Here is a 16,836-nt window from a genome sequence, read left to right on the forward strand (position 1 = left end):
GGCCCCGCTGCCGGACCGCGGCGGAGGCCTCCCGGACGACCGGTCAGACGTGCCAGGCGGCGGCCGCCTCGTCGTGCACGAAGCCGGCGATGAGCTCCCGGGTGGCGGCCGTGAAGTGGCCGTAGCCGGCGAAGGCGTACGTCCGGTCCGCGTCCGGGGTGACCCAGGCGTCCGGCCCGCAGGAGAACCCGGCGTTCGTGCACGCGTCGCCGTCCACGACCTCGAAGCCGTACTCGGCGGGGGAGGCCTCGACGTCGGCGAACAGGCCGGCCACGTCCACCAGCCGGACCCGGCGGTCCTCGGGGAGCGCGTCGGCCAGCGCCAGGTTGAAGGTGGTGGTGAGCGCCCCGGCCAGTGCGTTGCCCCCCGCCTGGATGCCGGGCCCCTCGGCGGTGATCCCGAGGTCGATCATGTTGAGCACCGCCACCCGCTTGGCCCCGGCGGCCAGGACGTCCGCGACCAGGTCCGCCTCGCGCCGGGCCACCGCCACGACCTCGTCGGTCGCCTGCTCGATCTCCTCGCCGGTGAGGTCCCCGACGACGAAGCGTGCGGCCTGCTCCTCGTCGCCGGCCAGGTGGGTGAGGATGTCGTTGCCGCCCGCCCAGACGGTGACGAGTTGGTGGCTGTCGAAGGAGCCGTGCTCGTCCAGGAACGCCTCCAGCTGGGCGGTCATGGGGCGGGGCGTGCCGTCCGGGTCGTCGGTGATCGGCGCGACGAAGGCCCCGCCCTCGGCGTAGTTCAGGCCGCCGACGGTCTCCTCGGAGAGGACCGCGCCGTCCTCGCCCTGCGTCACGAGGCGGTTGACCTCCTGGTCGGCCCCGTACTCGGCGGCGAGCAGCTGCGGCCAGGCCTCACCCGGCGTCGTCCCGAAGACGTAGCCGAACGTGCCGGCGTCCGACCAGCTGTCCCCGAACGACACGACCTCGCGGACGGGGCCGGTCGGCTGGTCCCCCGGCCTGTTCCCCGGTGCCGCCGCCGCGGCGGAGGAGGCGCAGACGGTCGGGACCAGGACGGCGGCGAGCACGGCCGCGCGGGCGGAACGGCGGGCGGTGGGCATGGGTGACCTCCGGGCGAGCGCTGGGTGGGGCATTGAACCTATAGCGCTGTCGTTTTTATGGTCAACGCGTCGCCGGGACGTCGCCGACAGGCGTCCGGACGGGGCGGCGGTGCCCGTCGACGGTCGGGTCCCGGCCGTGCTCCGGGGGCGTCCGACCGAGTCGGCAGGACGGCGGGCGCCGGACCGGCCGGCGGGGGCTGCGGCGGACGGCCTCAGGCGCCGGCGAGCAGGGTGGCGAGGGTGACGTGCACGGCGGTGCCGACGGCGATGCTGAGCAGCACGTGTCCCCGCCACAGGTGCAGCCCGACGGTGACCGCGACGGCAACGACGAACGGCAGCGCGGCGACCACCGAGCCGGTCGGGACGTCCCGCAGCGTGTGGGCGGCGAGGATGCACAGGACGCCCAGCGGCACGTGCCGGCGCAGGGTGGCGACGACGGCGCTGTCGCGCACGGGTGCCAGCACGGCGAACGGTGCGGCGCGCAGCGTCCAGGTGACCGCGGCGGACAGGCCGACGACGGCGGCGACGTAGTCGGGCTCAGGCACGGCGGGCCCCGCTCCCGGGTCGGCGGCCGGTCGTGCGGCGCGCGCGCCGGCGGCCGGCGCCGTGGCGCAGGAGTAGCAGTGCGGTGAAGCCGGCGTAGGCGGCCGGCAGCGCCTGCCCGGGGAGCAGGACCATCGCGCCCAGCGCGCGGGCCAGCGCCACCACCGCGGTGCGCAGGTCCGGCTGCGCCCGGTAGGCGTCGACGGCCAGCACGGTGAACAGGGCGGACAGCGCGAAGTCCAGGCCGTGCAGGGAGTCCAGCGGCAGGACGGCGCCGAGCAGGCCGCCGAGGGTCGCGCCGGTGACCCAGGAGGCGTGCAGGACGACCTGCAGGCTGACGATCCGGGTGCTCGACCACCGCTGCGCGTCGGGGCCGGTGGTGAACGCGTGGGCCTCGTCGGTGAGCGCGAACGTGCCGTAGGTGCGGGCGACCGGTCCGCGCAACCGGTGCAGCGGGAAGGACAGCGCGTAGAACACGTGCCGGCAGTTGACCACGGCCGCCGTCACCGCCACCTGCGCCAGGGGCGCCGCCGCGGCCACCATCCCGACCAGCAGGAACTCTAGCGACCCGGCGAAGACGACGGCGCTGAAGACCGTCGCCCACCACCACGCCAGGCCGGAGTGGAGCACGAGCAGGCCGAACGCGACGCCGAGCGGGATCATCCCCAGCGCCACCGGTGCCGCCAGGCGGACCCCGGCACGGACCTCGGCGCGCCGACCCGGCGGGGACTGCGGCAGCGGCCGGGAGGAGGTCGGCCTCACCCCGCCGCCGTGCCTGCGCCGGGTCAAGCGGCTCGAGGCCGAGGGGGTCATCACCGGGTACCGGGGCGGTGGTCGACCCGCGGGCGGCCGGACGGGCCTTCCAGGTCGTCGTCGCGGTGGAGATCCGGGCCAACGACCGGCGCACCGTCGAGGAGTTCGAGGACGCCGTCCTGGCCTTCGAGGAGGTGGTCGAGGTGCGGCGGCTGTTCGGTGTCCCCGACTACTTCCTCCTCGTCGCCGTCGCCGACGCCGAGGCGTTCGAGGCGTTCCAGATGAACAAGTTGATCGGCCTCCCGGCCGTCGCCCGCGCCGTCTCCCACCAGACGATGCGCCTGCTCAAGGGCTGACCGCGGAGCCGCGGCACCCCCTCGCCGTCGTCGGCCCGCCGGGGGCGTGGCACTCCCCGCACCCGGTCCGGCAGAGTCGCGGCACCGTCACCCCCGGAGGAGGACACCCGTGACCAGCGCCCCGGTGCCGCTGTGGCAGGACGAGCCGTACCGCCCGCGGTCCCCGCTGCAGGGGGAGGCGCGGGCGGACGTGTGCGTGGTCGGCGCGGGCGTCGGCGGGCTGGCGACCGCCCGGCGGCTGCTCGACGCCGGCCTCTCGGTGGTCGTGCTCGACCGGCACGAGGTGGCGTCGGGCGCCAGCGGCCGCAACGGCGGCTTCTTCATCGCCGGCGCCGCGCCGATGTACCACGAGACCCGTGAGCTCTGGGGGCGCGAGCGGGCGGTCGCCGTCCACGCGGCGACGCTGGCCGCCCAGCGGGAGGTGCTCGAGGTGGCCGAGGCCGTCGGCGCCCGCGCGCACTTCCGCGTCGACGGGCTGCTCCGGCTCGCCGTCGACGCGGCCGAGGCCGACGACGTCCGGGCCAACGCCGCGGCGCTCGCCGAGGACGGCTTCCCCGGGCAGGTCGTGGCGGGCGACGACCTCCCCGGTCCGCTCGCCCGGCCGGAGCGCGCCGGGCTGCTCTTCCCGCACGACGGGTCGGTGCACCCGGTCCGCTGGCTGCGGGCGCTGGCCGCCGCGCTCGAGGCGCGCGGGGTGCGGGTCTTCGAGCGCTCGGCGGTGGTCGCGCCGCCGGCCGCCGACGGGGACGGCGTCGTCGTGCGGACGGCGGCCGGGACGGTGCGCTGCGACCGGGCGGTCGTGGCCGTCGACGGCGACCTCGCGGCGCTGGTGCCCACGGCGGCGGCCGTGCGCCCGCGGCGGCTCAACATGCTCGCCACCGCACCGCTCGGGGAGACGGTCCTCCCGTTCCCCGTGTACGCCCGCTACGGCCACGAGTACGTGCACCAGACCGCGGACGGCCGGATCGCCCTCGGCGGCTTCTCCGACCTCGACGGGGACGCCAGCTGGACCGACCGCGCCGAGGTCTCCGGGCCGGTGCAGGCGCGGCTGGACCGGTGGCTGCGCGAGGAGCTCCGGGTCGGCGCGCCGGTGACGCACCGGTGGGCCGGCGTCGTGGGCTTCGCCGCGGACCCCCTGCCCCGGTGCGGGCCGGTGCCCGGCACCGGCGGGCGGGTGCTCGCGCTGGGCGGCTACAACGGCACCGGCCACGTGCAGGCGTGGGTCGCCTCCCGCGTGGTGGCGGACCTGGTCGTCAGCGGCGCGAGCGCCTCGGCCGGGCTCTACGCCCCCGTCGACGCCTGAGCGCCGAGCAGCCGCCGGTGGACGACGGCGCCGGGGCCCAGCGCGAGCAGGGCGTCGGTGAGCGCGTCGGCCGCGGCGTGCGCGTCGTCGTCGGTCATCGGGTCCAGGACGTCCAGGATGAACAGCGCGCTGGTGGTGCCGGTCGTGATCCGGGTGCGCACGCCCTGCCGCCAGTTCCAGCGGCGGCAGGTGACCCCGGCGTCGTCGCGCCACACGACCTCGCCCGGCTCCGGGTGCTCGACCACCGTCTCCCCGCCCGCGGTGGTGTCGAACGGCTCGCTGCCGTCGGCGCGCACCAGCCGCGGCGGGCCGGCGTAGGCGGTGCGGTCCTCCCCGCCGAGCGGCAGCAGGTGGGCGACGGAGACGGCGTTGTAGACGTCGGTGATCCGGTCGACCCGGGGCAGACCGTCGGCGTCGAGGCGGCGCAGCAGCGCCTCGACGCTGGGTCGGGTGCGCTGCGGCTTGGCGCCGAAGGCCCGGTACGCCTCGCGCCAGGCGGCCGGGTGCGGCAGCTCCTCGGGCCTGCGCCCGTCCAGCCGCTCCCGCGCGGTGGCCTCGGCGGCGGCGAGGACGCGCTCGCTCACCGCGTCGCTGGGGCCGCCCTGCAGCCCGTCGGCGGTCAGCAGCAGCGCCCGGTAGTCCGGGCGCAGGGCGAGCACGGCGTCGTCGACGGCGGCAGCGGCCAGCCACTCCTGCGGGTCGGTCATCTGCGTCCTCCGGTGACGTCGGGCTGGAACACGGTCAGGGTGAAGCGGGCGGGGCCGGTCGCGTCGGCGGGGGCGGCGTAGCCGTGGGGGACGTCGCCGGCGAAGGCCGCGGAGTCCCCGCTCCCCAGCCGCTCGGTGCGGTCCCCGACGCGGAGGTCGACCCCGCCCTCGAGCACCAGCAGCAGCTCGCGGGTGCCGGCGCTGTGCGGCTCGCTGGTGTGCTCCTCGCCCGGGTGCAGGGCCCAGTCCCACAGCTCGACGACGTCGGGCGGCTCGGTGCCGGCGACCAGCAGCGCCCGCCCGCCGCGCGCGCCGCGCCACAGCACCGGTGCCTGCCCGGCCGCGGTGACGGTCAGCGCGCGGGGGCGCTCGACGTCGACCAGCACGGGCAGGCCGACGCCGAGGGCGTCGCTGATCCGCAGCAGGGTGGCGATGCTCGGGTTGCCCTCGCCGTGCTCGATGGTGATCACCATCCGGCGGCTGACGCCGGAGCGGTCGGCCAGCTCGTCGAGGGTCCAGCCGCGGGCGGTGCGGTGCTGCCGGACACGCTGCCCGATCAGCTCGTTGACCCCGGGCGCTTGCGTCATACCCGCTCACTCCTCGTACGCTGCTCTCGATAGTGCAACATACTGCATCAGAGGAGGCGGTGTCCGTGGAGCTGCGGGCGGAGACCCGGCTGGCGGTCCTGGGCCGGGGGAGCGGGGCGCCGGGGCAGCCGCTCAACGTCCCGATCGTGCCGGCGTCGAACTTCCGCGCCGCCCCGGCCGGGACGGCGGGGCGGGAGTACTCCCGCGACGACGGCACGCCCGGCTGGGAGGCGTTCGAGGAGCTGATCGGCGACCTCGAGGGCGGCTCCGCGGTGGCCTTCTCCTCCGGGATGGCGGCGATCGCCGCGGTCCTCGAGCTGCTGCCGGTGGGGGCGCGGGTGGTGGTGCCGCGGGACAGCTACACCGGCCTGCGCGCGCTGCTCGCGGACGGCGCGGCGGCCGGCGGGCGCTGGGCGGTGCGCACGGTCGACGCGGCCGACGCCGGCGCGCTCGCCGCCGCGGCCGGCGACGCGGACCTCGTCTGGCTGGAGACGCCGAGCAACCCGCTGCTCCAGGTCGTCGACGTCGCCGCGGTCGCCGCCGCGAGCGGGGCGCTCGTCGCCGTGGACAACACCTTCGCCACCCCGCTGCTGCAGAACCCGCTGCGGCTCGGCGCCGACTTCGCCGTCCACAGCGCGACCAAGGCGATCGGCGGGCACTCCGACCTGCTGCTCGGCGCGGTGGTGTGCCGCCGCCCGGAGGACCGGGCGCGGCTGGCCCGCCGGCGCGAGGTCGCCGGGGCCACGCCGGGCGCGCTGGAGGCGTTCCTCGCGCTGCGCGGTGCCCGCACCCTCGCCGTCCGGCTGCGCCAGGCGCAGGAGTCCGCGGGCGAGCTCGCCCGCCGGCTGGCCGCCCACCCCGCGGTGGAGCGGGTGCGCTACCCGGGCCTGCCCGGCGACCCGCACGCCGCCCTCGCCGCCCGGCAGATGCGCGGGCCGGGCCCGGTGCTCGCCTTCGAGGTGGCCGACGCCACCACCGCGGACGCGGTGTGCGCGCACGTGCGGGTCGTCGCGTCCGCCACCAGCCTCGGCGGGGTGGAGTCCACCGTCGAGCGGCGGGCGAAGCTGCCCGGGCAGGAGCACGTGCCGGCCGGGCTGGTGCGCCTCAGCGTCGGGATCGAGCACGTCGAGGACCTGTGGGCCGACCTCGCCGCCGCGCTGGAGGCCGCCGGGTAGGTCCCGGGTACCGCCCGGCGAGGTGGGTACGTGCGAGGCGGACCCGGACCCGGACCGGGCATCATGACCGCACCGCGGATCCGGAACGGGTCCGGCCGAGGAGTGGAGGGATCCCCGTGGCCGACAGCCTCCCGCCGGTGGTCGAGCGCATCCACGAGGAGGTGCTGCGCCGCAACCCCGCGGAGCCGGAGTTCCACCAGGCGGTCCGCGAGGTGCTCGAGTCGCTCGCCGTGGTGCTCAGCCGGCACGGCGAGTACACCGAGATGAAGACCGTCGAGCGCATCTGCGAGCCCGAGCGGCAGGTCATCTTCCGGGTGCCCTGGCAGGACGACTCGGGCGAGGTCCAGATCAACCGGGGGTTCCGCGTCGAGTTCAACTCGGCCCTGGGTCCCTACAAGGGCGGGCTGCGCTTCCACCCGTCGGTCAACCTCGGGATCGTCAAGTTCCTGGGCTTCGAGCAGGTGTTCAAGAACGCGCTCACCGGCATGCCCATCGGCGGCGGCAAGGGCGGCTCGGACTTCGACCCCAAGGGCCGGTCGGACGCCGAGGTCATGCGCTTCTGCCAGTCGTTCATGACGGAGCTCTACCGGCACCTCGGCGAGTACACCGACGTGCCCGCCGGGGACATCGGCGTGGGCTCCCGGGAGATCGGCTACCTGTTCGGCCAGTACAAGCGGATCACCAACCGCTACGAGTCCGGGGTCATCACCGGCAAGGGCCTGGGCTGGGGCGGCGCGCTGGTCCGCACCGAGGCCACCGGCTACGGGGCGGCCTTCTTCGCCGAGGCGATGATGGAGACGGCCGGGGAGTCGTTCGACGGCCGGCGCGTCACCGTCAGCGGGTCGGGCAACGTCGCCGTCTACGCGATCGAGAAGGTGCACCAGCTCGGGGGCACCGTCGTCGCCTGCTCGGACTCCAGCGGCTACGTCGTCGACGAGAAGGGCATCGACCTCGAGGTCCTCAAGCAGGTCAAGGAGGTCGAGCGGGCCCGGATCGGCGAGTACGCCGAGCGGGTCGGCTCGGCGTCGTTCGTGGCCGGCGGCAGCGTCTGGGACGTGCCCTGCGACGTCGCGATCCCCAGCGCGACGCAGAACGAGCTCGACGGCGACGCCGCCGCCGTCCTCGCCCGCAGCGGCTGCCGCTACGTCGTCGAGGGGGCCAACATGCCGGCCACGCCCGACGCGGTCCGGGTGTTCCGCGAGGCCGGGGTCGCGTTCGCGCCCGGCAAGGCCGCCAACGCCGGGGGAGTGGCCACCTCCGCGCTGGAGATGCAGCAGAACGCCTCGCGCGACCGCTGGACCTTCGAGCACACCGAGGCCCGGCTGGAGGAGATCATGCGCGGCATCCACGAGCGGTGCCACGCCACCGCCGAGGAGTACGGCTCCCCGGGCGACCTGGTCCTCGGCGCGAACGTGGCCGGCTTCCTGCAGGTGGCCGAGGCCGTCCACGCGCACGGCCTGGTCTGAGGCGGCGCGGGAGGGTGACGGCCCGGTCTCCGTTGCCCCCCGGTACCGGCCGGGTCTAGCGTCCGCGGACGTCAGCACGGGGGACCCGTCCCACCCCTCGGGAGCCGGTCATGCTGGACGACAGCCGCGTCGCGGCGAACATCCCGGCGAGCGACATCGACCGGGCGCGCGCCTTCTACGCCGACAAGCTGGGCCTCACCCCGGTGCGCGAGCTCATGGGTGAGGTCCTGGAGTACGAGACCGCCGGGGGGACCCGCTTCGGCGTCTACCGGACCGACTACGCCGGGCAGGCCGGGCACACCATCGCCCAGTTCCACGTCGACGACGTCGAGGCCCAGGTGAAGGAGCTCAAGTCCCGCGGGGTCGCCTTCGAGACGTACGAGGACATGCCCGGCGTCGAGTGGAGCGGGGAGATCGCCTCGATCCCCGGCATGGGCCGCGCCGCCTGGTTCAAGGACAGCGAGGGCAACGTCCTGTGCATCGACCAGGAGGACAGCCGGGCCTGACGCGGGTCACCCCGGGATCGGGACGGCCGTGCCGCTGACCTCGATGCCGCCGCTCCCGGCCGGCACGTGCACCGACAGCGTGCTCGGCCGCCCCATGTCCGCGCCCTGCAGCACGGTGAGCCGGGCGGGCACCGCCACGTGCCCGCCCTCCCGGAGGTACCCGCCGAGCGCCGCCGCGGCCGCGCCGGTGGCCGGGTCCTCGACGACGCCGCCGGGCGGGAACGGGTTGCGCGCGGAGAAGGTGGTCGCGTCCTGGCGCCACACCAGCGCGACCGTCGTCCAGCCGCGGTCGGCCATCAGCCGGCCGAGCCCGGGCACGTCGTAGTCGAGGACGGCCAGCCGCTCGCGGGAGGCGAGGGCCAGCACCGGGTGCCACGCGCCGGCGTAGGCCACCCGCGGCGGCAGGGCGGGGTCGAGGTCGCCCGGGGTCAGCCGCAACAGCGCCAGCAGGTCGCGCAGGTCGCCGTCGGTCAGCGGCGCGGTCCGCGGCGGGACGCTGGTGAGCGTCGCCGTCCAGGCGCCGTCGGCGCCGCGCCCGGTCCGCACCGGCACCTCGCCGGCCGCGGTGCGCAGGTGCAGCGTCCCCGCGCCGGCGCGCTCGGCGTGCGCGACGGCGGTGGCGATCGTGGCGTGGCCGCAGAAGCTCACCTCGGCGAGCGAGCTGAAGTACCGGGCGTCCAGGCCGTCGGCGTGGGGGAGCAGGAACGCCGTCTCGGAGAACCCGACGTCGGCGGCGATCGCCAGCATCTCGTCGTCGGTCAGGCCGGTCGCGTCCAGCACGACCCCGGCGGGGTTGCCGCCGGACGGGTCGTCGCTGAACGCGACGTACCGCAGGACCTCGGGACGGTTCACCGGGCTCGTGTCCACCACCCCGCCATGACACCGCACGGCCCGCCTCCCCGGGAGGGGAGACGGGCCGTGGACGTCGTGGATCAGCGCGGGTCGCCGGCCAGCGCCGGCTCGCGCGCGGGTTCGGGGTGCCGCTCCAGCGCGGCGCCCTCGACGTCGAGCACCGGCAGCCAGCGCAGCCAGCGGGGCAGCCACCAGGCGGCCTTCCCGAGCAGCGCCAGCGCGGCGGGCACCAGCACCATCCGGACGACGAACGCGTCGACCAGGATCCCGATGGCCAGCGCGAAGGCGATCGACTTGATCGTCGCCTCGCCGGCCGGGACGAACCCGGCGAACACGCTGAACATGATCAGCGCCGCGGCGACGACGACCGGCGCGGCCTGCCGGAACCCGGTGCGGATCGCCTCCAGCGGCGGGGTGCCGTGGCTGTGCGCCTCGTGCATCCGCGACACCAGGAACACCTGGTAGTCCATCGCCAGGCCGAACAGGATGCCGATGACCAGGATCGGCGTGAGGCTCAGCAGCGGGCCGGTGGTGTCCAGGTTGACCACGTCGGCCAGCCAGCCCCACTGGAACACCGCCACGGTCGCGCCGAGCGAGGCGCCGATGGTCAGCAGGAAGCCCAGGACGCCGACCAGCGGCACCAGCAGCGACCGGAAGACCAGCACGAGCAGCACCAGCGCCAGCCCGACGACGAGCAGCAGGTACTTCGGCAGCGCCTCGTCCAGGCTCTGCGCGACGTCGACGCTGACCGCCGTCGCGCCGGTGACGTGGGCGTCGACGCCGTCGAGGTCGGCCAGCTGCGCGCGCAGGTCGGCGACGAGCTGCTCGGTGGCCTGCGTGGTCGGGCCCGACCCGGGGACCACGGTGAGCAGCGCGGCGGTGTCGTCGGCGTTGGGCACCGGCGGCGCGACCAGCGCGACGTCGTCGAGGCCGCTGACCGCGCCCGCGGCCTGCCCCGCGGCCTCCGCGGCCCGCTCGCCCTCGAACAGGACGGTGATCGGGCCGTTGAAGCCCTCGCCGAAGCCCTCGGCCAGCAGCGCGTCGGCGCGGGCGGCGGAGGTCCCCTCGGCCGGCGTCTGGATGAGCGTGGTCTGCATGGACGCGACCGGGATCGCGATCACGCCGAGGCCCACGATCGCGAGCAGCAGCGAGGCCGTGCGGAACCGGGTGACGGTGCCGACCCAGCCGCCGAGGAAGCCCCGCCCGCGGGCCGGCACGGCGGTCCCGGCGGTCGCCGCGGCGCGGCTCCTGCGCGGCAGCACCCGGTGCCCGAGCAGGGCGAGCACCGCCGGCACCAGCGTGAGCGCCACCAGCACGGCGACGACGATCGTCGCGGCCGCGGCCAGACCCATCTGGGTCAGGAACGGGATGCCGGCGACGAACAGCCCGGCCAGCGCGATGACGACGGTGAGCCCGGCGGTGACCACCGCGGAGCCGGCGGTGCCGACGGCCAGCCCGATGGACCGGTGGACGTCGGCGCCCCGCAGCAGCTCCTGCCGGTGCCGGGTGACGATGAACAGCGTGTAGTCGATGCCGACGGCCAGGCCGAGCATCGCGGCGAGGATCGGCGTGGTCGAGGACAGGTCGACGAAGCCGGTGGCGATGGTGATGCCCAGGACGCCGACGCCCACGCCGACGAGCGCCGTCAGCAGGTTCATGCCGGCCACGGCGAGCGCGCCGTAGGTGACGGCCAGGACGACCAGCGCGACGACGACGCCGAGGACCTCGGCCGGGCCGCCGACGGCCGGCACCTCCTCCAGCGCCTGGCCGGTGACCTCGACGGTCAGCCCGGTGTCGCGGGCGTCGGCGACGGCGTCGCGCAGCGCGTCCTGCTCCTCGGGGGTGACCCCACCGGCCTCGGCGTCGTACGTGACGGTGCTGTAGCCGACCGTCTGCTGCGGGTTGACCGACGGCGCGGCCGGGTCCAGGGGATCGGTCGCGGACACGACGCCGGGCAGCTGCCCCAGCGTGCCGGCCAGCCCGGTGACCGCGGCGGCGTTCTCCGGCGTGGTCAGCGTGGCGCCCTCGGGCGCGGCGACGACGACCCGCGCGGACACGCCGCCGGCCCCCGCGCCGAACTCCTCGCCGATCCGCTCCAGCGCGGTCGTGGACTCCTGGCCGGGGATGGAGAAGCTGGTCGACGTCGGCCCGGAGAGGGTGACCGCGCCGACGCCGCCGGCCACGAGGACCAGCAGCCACACGGCGAGGACGGCGAACCGGTGCCGCGCGGAGGAGGTCCCGAGACGGGACAACAGGACTGCCATGGACGATCAGGCCTCCGCCTGGGTGGGGTGGGAAGGGGTCGCGCGCGGACGGCGGTGGCCGAGCGCGTCGAAGCAGGTCGCGACGACGTACGGCCGCCACGCCGGGGTCAGGTCCGCCTGGCGGGCGGCCAGGGTGAGGACGGCGAGCGCGCCGAGGGCACCGACGACCCGGACGCACCGCTCGGGCTCGGCGGTCTCCGGGTCGACGCCGAAGGCGGCCAGCGCCATCGCGCCGGCCCCCTCGGTGAGGGCCCCCTCGGCGCCGGGCTCGCCCTGCGTGGCCGGCGCCAGGAGCAGCGCGACGACGCCGGGGTGGGCCAGGGCGACGTCGACGAGCACCTCGACGGCGCGGCGGTCCCGCGCCGGGCCCAGCGGCAGGTGTGCCACCTGGTCGAGCACCCGCTTGCCGAGCGTCTCCGCCTGCGCGAGCACGGCCTCGTGCAACGCGTCCTTGCTGGGGTAGTGGTGCAGCAGCCCGGCCTTGGACAGGCCCACGGCGTCGGCGACGTCCTGGACCGACGTCTTGGCGTAGCCGCGCCGGGCGAAGAGGGCGGCGGCGCGGTCGAGGATCCCCTCGTCGATCTGCTGCCGGAACGGGCGGGCCACGGTCCCAGGCTACGGCCGACCGACCGATCCGGTCGGGTGACCGCCCGATCCGGTCGGCGTGGGGTCGCTCACAGCATCCCGCTGGGCGGGAGTCGCTCCCGGGTCTCCGCGCGCGCCGGGCGAGGATGACGTCATGACGACACGCAGGAGGGTCGGCCCGGCGGACGCGCGCTCGTGGCTCCTCGTCAACGGCGCCCGCCCGGAACTGTTCGCGGAGCGGTACGCCTCGCGCGCGGACCAGGTGGTGCTCGACATCGAGGACGCCGTCGACCCGGCCCGCAAGGACGAGGCCCGCGCCGGCGTCGTGGACTGGCTGCGGGACGGCGACCGGTCGACCTGGGTGCGGATCAACGACCACTCGACGCCGTTCTGGGAGGACGACGTCGCCGCCCTGGCCGGCCTGCCCGGGCTCGCCGGCGTGATGCTGGCCAAGACCGAGGCCGGCGAGCACGTCACCGAGACCTTCGACCGGCTGGGCGGCTCGACGCCGGTGCTCGCGCTGGTGGAGTCGGCGCTGGGCATCGAGGAGGCGGTGACCATCGCCCGCGCCCGCGGCGCCTTCCGGCTCGCCTTCGGCAGCGGCGACTACCGCCGTGACACCGGCACCAGCGCCGACGAGCTGGCGATGGCCTACCCGCGTTCCCGGCTGGTCGTGGCCAGCCGGATCGGCGGCCTGCCCGGCCCGATCGACGGCCCCACGGTGAGCACCAGCCACCCGGTGCTGCGCGAGCAGTCGGCGGTCACCGTGACCCTCGGCCTCACCGGCAAGCTGTGCCTGGACCCCGAGCAGGCACCGGTGATCAACGAGGTGATCAGCCCCGCGCCGTCGGACGTCGCGTGGGCGCTGGACTTCCTCGCCGACTTCGAGGCCCGCGGCCAGGTCATCCGCGACGGCAGCGACCTGCCCCGGCTCGGCCGGGCGCGCAAGATCCAGCGGCTGGCCGAGACGTTCGGGGTCCGGCCCGCCTGATCGGGTTCCGCGGCGGCCGGGTCGTGGTGCGGGGGGCCGCCAGGGCCCAGGATGGGGCTCCGTCCCGTCCTGAGCAGGAGGTCCCATGACCCGGCAGTTGCCCCGCTCGGCCTCGGTCGTCGTCATCGGCGGCGGGGTCGTCGGGCTGGCCACGGCGTACGAGCTCGCCCTGGCCGGGGTCCAGGACGTCGTCCTGCTCGAGCGGGACGCCCTCGGGTCGGGCTCGACGTGCCGGGCCGCCGGGGGAGTCCGGGCGATGTTCTCCGACCCGGTGAACGTCGCCCTCGGCGCCCGCAGCCTGGAGACCTTCCGCGACTTCCCGGCCCGCTTCGGGCAGGAGATCGACTTCGCCCCGGTCGGCTACCTGTTCCTCCTCGACGACGCCGCGGCCGTCGCGGACTTCGAGGCGGCGGTGGCGCTGCAGAACGACCTCGGCGTGCCCAGCCGGATGGTCGACGTCGCCGAGGCGGTGCGGCTGTCCCCGATGGTCGACCCGGACGGGCTGCTGGCCGCCGCGTGGTCGCCCACCGACGGGCACTGCACGCCCGAGTCGGTCGTGCTCGGCTACGCCTCCGCCGCGCGGCGGGCCGGGGTCACCGTGCTGCCGCACTGCCCGGCGACCGGCATCGACGTCCGCGACGGGCGCGTCGCCGCCGTCGAGACCGCGGCGGGCGCGATCGGGACCGGGGCCGTGGTCTGCGCGGCCGGCCCGTGGTCGGCGCAGGTCGGCGCGTGGGCCGGCGTCGACCTGCCGGTGAGCCCGCTGCGCCGGCAGATCCTGGTCACCGAGCCGGTGCCCGGCCTGGACCCGCACACGCCGTTCACCATCGACTTCGGCACCTCGTTCTACTTCCACCGGGAGGGCGAGGGCCTGCTCCTGGGCATGTCCGATCCCGACGAGACCCCCGGCTTCCGGCTCACCCGCTCCGACGCCTGGTTGCCCCGGCTGGGCGCGGCGATCGAGCGGCGGGCGCCCGCGCTGGCCGGCGTCGGCGTCGCCGGCGGGTGGGCGGGCCTGTACGAGATGACGCCGGACCACAACGCCCTCATCGGCCGCGCCGCCGACGTCGAGGGGTTCCTGTACGCCACCGGCTTCTCCGGCCACGGGTTCCTCATGGGACCGGCGGTCGGGGAGGTGGTGCGTGACCTGTACGTCGGCGCGCAGCCGTTCGTCGACGTCTCCGGGCTGGACGTCCGCCGGTTCGCCGGCGCCGGCGTCCGCCCGGAACTGAACATCGTGTGAGGACCCCTCTGCCCCCACCGCTCGATGAAGGACCCCGTCCCCCTCACCGCTCGCAAGCTCGCGGCGAGCCTCTGGACGGGGCCACCGGCGGGAGACTGCACGATGGCGACCACACCCACCCTGAGGAGTGCCCTGTGACCACCCTGCCCACCGCCGAGGACCTCGCGCGCCTGGCGGCCGACGCCGCGGGCCGCTGCGGCGTCGACCTCGACGCGATCGCGGGCGACTTCCCGGTGACCTCCCCGGTGAACGGGCAGCGGGTCGCCTCGCTGCGCCGGGACACCGCCGCCGACGTCGCGACCGCCGTCGAGCGCGCGGACGAGGCGTTCCGCACCTGGCGGACGGTCCCGGCGCCGGTGCGCGGCGCGCTGGTCCGCCGGTTCGGCGAGCTGCTGCGCGAGCACAAGGCCGACCTCGCCACGCTGGTCAGCGTCGAGGTCGGGAAGATCACCTCCGAGGCGGCCGGTGAGGTCCAGGAGATGATCGACATCTGCGAGTTCGCCGTCGGCCTCTCGCGGCAGCTCTACGGCCGCACGATCAGCTCCGAGCGCCCCGGCCACCGGCTCATGGAGACCTGGCACCCGCTCGGCGTCGTCGGCGTCATCAGCGCGTTCAACTTCCCCGTCGCCGTCTGGTCGTGGAACACCGCGCTCGCACTGGTCTGCGGCGACCCCGTCGTCTGGAAGCCCTCGGAGCTCGCGCCGCTGTCCGCGCTCGCCTCCGCCGCCCTGCTGGACCGGGCGATCGCGGAGACCGGCGCGCCGGAGGGGCTGAGCCAGGTCGTGCTCGGCGGCGCCGACGTCGGCGAGGCGCTGGTCGAGTCGCCCGGGGTGGCGCTGCTGTCGGCGACCGGGTCGACGCGGATGGGCCGGCTCGTGGGGCCGCGGGTGGCCGACCGCTTCGGCCGGTCGCTGCTCGAGCTCGGCGGCAACAACGCCGCGATCGTCACGCCGTCGGCCGACCTCGACCTCGCCACCCGCGGGATCGTCTTCTCCGCCGCCGGCACCGCCGGGCAGCGCTGCACCACGATGCGCCGGCTCATCGCGCACGTCGACGTCGTCGACGCCCTCACCGAGCGGGTCGCGGCCGCCTACCGCCGGCTGCCGATCGGCTCGCCGCTGGAGCCGGGCACGCTGGTCGGGCCGCTGATCCACGACGCCGCGTTCAAGGCCATGCAGGACGCGCTCGAGGCCGCCCGCCAGCAGGGCGGGGAGGTGCTGGCCGGCGGGGGACGGCGCCTGGCCGACGAGGCGCCGGACGCCTACTACGCCGAGCCCGCGCTGGTCCGGATGCCCGGGCAGACCGACATCGTCCGGCAGGAGACGTTCGCGCCGATCCTCTACGTGCTCCCCTACCGCACGCTGGAGGAGGCGGTGGCGCTCAACAACGACGTCCCGCAGGGGCTGTCGTCGAGCATCTTCACCTCCGACCAGGCCGAGGCCGAGCGCTTCCTCGCCGCCGACGGCTCCGACTGCGGCATCGCCAACGTCAACATCGGCACCTCGGGGGCGGAGATCGGCGGCGCGTTCGGCGGGGAGAAGCACACCGGGGGCGGCCGCGAGTCCGGCTCGGACGCGTGGAAGGGCTACATGCGCCGGGCCACCAACACGATCAACTTCTCCGGTGAGCTGCCGCTCGCGCAGGGGGTGGAGTTCCCCATCTGACGGCGGCGGGGGAGCCCGGGCCGGTCGCCCGGGTCACCCCTCGCCCGCGTGCAGGGCCAGCACCCGACGGCCGAGGGCGTCGAGCGTCAGGGGCGTCCCGTCGACCGCCACCCGGGTGCGGGTCCGCTCGTGCGGTCCGCGACCGGCCAGCCGCAGGGCGAGCAGGGCGGCGAGCGCGGGCACCCGGTCGCGGGGGACCGCGGCGGGGACCCCGGGGAGCCGCGCGGCCGGGCCTCGCCACCCCGCGAGCGTGGCGCTCTCGAGGCCGGCGACCCGGACGGAGCGGCGGAGGGGGTCGGCCAGGAGCAGGTCCAGCACCTCCTCCGGCCGCTCCCGGGCGGTCAGCACGACGGGTGCGCGGGCCCCGGTCACCCGGTGCGGCCAGGCCACGTCGCGGGTGTCCACCGCGCCGGGGACCGCGTCGCCGTGCACCAGCGTCACCGGACGGCGCCCGCCCACCGGCACGTGGGCACCGGCCGCGGGCGGCAGGTCGACCTCGGCGCCCGGATCGGCCGCGGCGGCCTCGACCAGCCGGGTGAGCGTGCCGGCCACGGTGGTCCCGCCGGTGGGACGGGCGACCGTCCACCCGCCGGGCACCGCCCGCACGCGGACGCCGCGGGGAGCGGCGGCCCCGACCACCGCGGCCGCCGCCGACCGCGCCGCGGGGGAGCCGAGGACGGGGGAGGCCCAGTCCTCGGCCGGGCCGGGGCCGCACGCACCGCACACCTGGGGACCTCCGTTCGGCCGGCGGGCGCTCGGCGCCCGCCGGCGGCAGCTGGGGGGA

17 protein-coding genes are annotated in these 16,836 nt (G+C 76.3%); 8 read left to right on the plus strand and 9 right to left on the minus strand.

Annotation, left to right across the window (positions count from 1 at the left end; all coding sequences use genetic code 11):
* Positions 1-43: 43 nt before the first annotated feature.
* From ACI79Z_RS05590 to ACI79Z_RS05600, 3 genes are all read right to left on the minus strand, one after another.
* Positions 44-1,057 (minus strand): SGNH/GDSL hydrolase family protein, encoded by a 1,014-nt coding sequence (locus tag ACI79Z_RS05590; RefSeq protein WP_456901991.1) that lies wholly within the window; start codon positions 1,055-1,057, stop codon positions 44-46.
* Positions 1,058-1,269: 212 nt separating this feature from the next.
* Entirely contained in the window at positions 1,270-1,602 is a 333-nt protein-coding gene (locus tag ACI79Z_RS05595; protein WP_456901992.1) for a branched-chain amino acid transporter permease, read from the minus strand.
* On the minus strand, positions 1,595-2,362 hold the full coding sequence (locus ACI79Z_RS05600; RefSeq protein ID WP_456901993.1) for an AzlC family ABC transporter permease: 768 nt from the start codon (positions 2,360-2,362) through the stop codon (positions 1,595-1,597). Before ACI79Z_RS05600 ends, ACI79Z_RS05595 begins: the two co-directional genes overlap by 8 nt.
* A gap of 68 nt (positions 2,363-2,430) precedes the next feature.
* On the opposite strand from ACI79Z_RS05600, the gene ACI79Z_RS05605 reads away from it, so the two are divergent.
* Both ACI79Z_RS05605 and ACI79Z_RS05610 read left to right on the plus strand, forming a co-directional pair.
* Entirely contained in the window at positions 2,431-2,709 is a 279-nt protein-coding gene (locus ACI79Z_RS05605; RefSeq protein ID WP_387985857.1) for an Lrp/AsnC family transcriptional regulator, read from the plus strand.
* 109 nt (positions 2,710-2,818) lie between these two features.
* Positions 2,819-4,012: an NAD(P)/FAD-dependent oxidoreductase gene (locus tag ACI79Z_RS05610; RefSeq protein WP_456901994.1), complete on the plus strand. Its 1,194-nt coding sequence runs from the start codon at positions 2,819-2,821 to the stop codon at positions 4,010-4,012.
* Here ACI79Z_RS05610 and ACI79Z_RS05615 read toward each other — a convergent pair.
* On the minus strand, positions 3,991-4,719 hold the full coding sequence (locus tag ACI79Z_RS05615; protein ID WP_456901995.1) for a B3/B4 domain-containing protein: 729 nt from the start codon (positions 4,717-4,719) through the stop codon (positions 3,991-3,993). The genes ACI79Z_RS05610 and ACI79Z_RS05615 overlap by 22 nt on opposite strands.
* The gene (locus ACI79Z_RS05620; protein ID WP_456901996.1) at positions 4,716-5,306 is read right to left on the minus strand and encodes a helix-turn-helix domain-containing protein; all 591 of its coding nucleotides are present in this window, start codon (positions 5,304-5,306) and stop codon (positions 4,716-4,718) included. Before ACI79Z_RS05620 ends, ACI79Z_RS05615 begins: the two co-directional genes overlap by 4 nt.
* A 65-nt stretch (positions 5,307-5,371) precedes the next feature.
* Here ACI79Z_RS05620 and ACI79Z_RS05625 point away from each other — a divergent pair, with 65 nt between their 5' ends.
* The 3 genes from ACI79Z_RS05625 to ACI79Z_RS05635 all read left to right on the plus strand — a co-directional run bounded on the left by ACI79Z_RS05625 (position 5,372) and on the right by ACI79Z_RS05635 (position 8,453).
* On the plus strand, positions 5,372-6,481 hold the full coding sequence (locus ACI79Z_RS05625; protein ID WP_456901997.1) for a trans-sulfuration enzyme family protein: 1,110 nt from the start codon (positions 5,372-5,374) through the stop codon (positions 6,479-6,481).
* 116 nt (positions 6,482-6,597) lie between these two features.
* The gene (gdhA, locus tag ACI79Z_RS05630; RefSeq protein WP_387985139.1) at positions 6,598-7,947 is read left to right on the plus strand and encodes an NADP-specific glutamate dehydrogenase; all 1,350 of its coding nucleotides are present in this window, start codon (positions 6,598-6,600) and stop codon (positions 7,945-7,947) included.
* 110 nt (positions 7,948-8,057) lie between these two features.
* Positions 8,058-8,453, plus strand: coding sequence for a VOC family protein (locus ACI79Z_RS05635; protein ID WP_456901998.1), 396 nt, complete (start codon positions 8,058-8,060; stop codon positions 8,451-8,453).
* Positions 8,454-8,459: 6 nt separating this feature from the next.
* On the opposite strand, the gene ACI79Z_RS05640 is transcribed toward ACI79Z_RS05635, so the two are convergent.
* The 3 genes from ACI79Z_RS05640 to ACI79Z_RS05650 form a co-directional block, all read right to left on the minus strand.
* The gene (locus tag ACI79Z_RS05640; RefSeq protein ID WP_456901999.1) at positions 8,460-9,305 is read right to left on the minus strand and encodes a PhzF family phenazine biosynthesis protein; all 846 of its coding nucleotides are present in this window, start codon (positions 9,303-9,305) and stop codon (positions 8,460-8,462) included.
* An 80-nt stretch (positions 9,306-9,385) separates the two neighbouring features.
* Complete coding sequence (locus tag ACI79Z_RS05645) at positions 9,386-11,569, minus strand: MMPL family transporter (RefSeq protein ID WP_456902000.1); 2,184 nt, start codon at positions 11,567-11,569, stop codon at positions 9,386-9,388.
* 6 nt (positions 11,570-11,575) lie between these two features.
* Positions 11,576-12,175: a TetR/AcrR family transcriptional regulator gene (locus ACI79Z_RS05650; RefSeq protein WP_387985129.1), complete on the minus strand. Its 600-nt coding sequence runs from the start codon at positions 12,173-12,175 to the stop codon at positions 11,576-11,578.
* 133 nt (positions 12,176-12,308) lie between these two features.
* Between ACI79Z_RS05650 and ACI79Z_RS05655 the strand changes: the two genes are divergently transcribed.
* The 3 genes from ACI79Z_RS05655 (at position 12,309) to amaB (ending at position 16,052) form a co-directional block, all read left to right on the plus strand.
* On the plus strand, positions 12,309-13,145 hold the full coding sequence (locus tag ACI79Z_RS05655) for an HpcH/HpaI aldolase/citrate lyase family protein (RefSeq protein ID WP_387985127.1): 837 nt from the start codon (positions 12,309-12,311) through the stop codon (positions 13,143-13,145).
* Between the two features lie 85 nt (positions 13,146-13,230).
* Positions 13,231-14,388 carry an NAD(P)/FAD-dependent oxidoreductase gene (locus tag ACI79Z_RS05660; RefSeq protein ID WP_387985125.1) on the plus strand — a complete coding sequence of 386 codons (1,158 nt, stop codon included), beginning with the start codon at positions 13,231-13,233 and terminating at the stop codon, positions 14,386-14,388.
* A 134-nt stretch (positions 14,389-14,522) separates the two neighbouring features.
* Complete coding sequence (gene amaB / locus ACI79Z_RS05665) at positions 14,523-16,052, plus strand: L-piperidine-6-carboxylate dehydrogenase (RefSeq protein WP_387985123.1); 1,530 nt, start codon at positions 14,523-14,525, stop codon at positions 16,050-16,052.
* A 33-nt stretch (positions 16,053-16,085) separates the two neighbouring features.
* On the opposite strand, the gene ACI79Z_RS05670 is transcribed toward amaB, so the two are convergent.
* Positions 16,086-16,778, minus strand: coding sequence for a hypothetical protein (locus ACI79Z_RS05670; RefSeq protein ID WP_387985121.1), 693 nt, complete (start codon positions 16,776-16,778; stop codon positions 16,086-16,088).
* Positions 16,779-16,836: the final 58 nt, after the last annotated feature.

Source organism: Geodermatophilus sp. SYSU D00663, assembly GCF_054050655.1.

What these genes read in the sequence shown, in the direction of transcription:
- ACI79Z_RS05590 (WP_456901991.1), bottom strand. Translation starts at nt 1,057, where the DNA reads ATGCCCACCGCCCGCCGTTCCGCCCGCGCGGCCGTGCTCGCCGCCGTC.
- ACI79Z_RS05615 (WP_456901995.1), bottom strand. Translation starts at nt 4,719, where the DNA reads ATGACCGACCCGCAGGAGTGGCTGGCCGCTGCCGCCGTCGACGACGCC.
- ACI79Z_RS05620 (WP_456901996.1), bottom strand. Translation starts at nt 5,306, where the DNA reads ATGACGCAAGCGCCCGGGGTCAACGAGCTGATCGGGCAGCGTGTCCGG.
- ACI79Z_RS05635 (WP_456901998.1), top strand. Translation starts at nt 8,058, where the DNA reads ATGCTGGACGACAGCCGCGTCGCGGCGAACATCCCGGCGAGCGACATC.
- ACI79Z_RS05645 (WP_456902000.1), bottom strand. Translation starts at nt 11,569, where the DNA reads ATGGCAGTCCTGTTGTCCCGTCTCGGGACCTCCTCCGCGCGGCACCGG.
- ACI79Z_RS05655 (WP_387985127.1), top strand. Translation starts at nt 12,309, where the DNA reads ATGACGACACGCAGGAGGGTCGGCCCGGCGGACGCGCGCTCGTGGCTC.
- ACI79Z_RS05660 (WP_387985125.1), top strand. Translation starts at nt 13,231, where the DNA reads ATGACCCGGCAGTTGCCCCGCTCGGCCTCGGTCGTCGTCATCGGCGGC.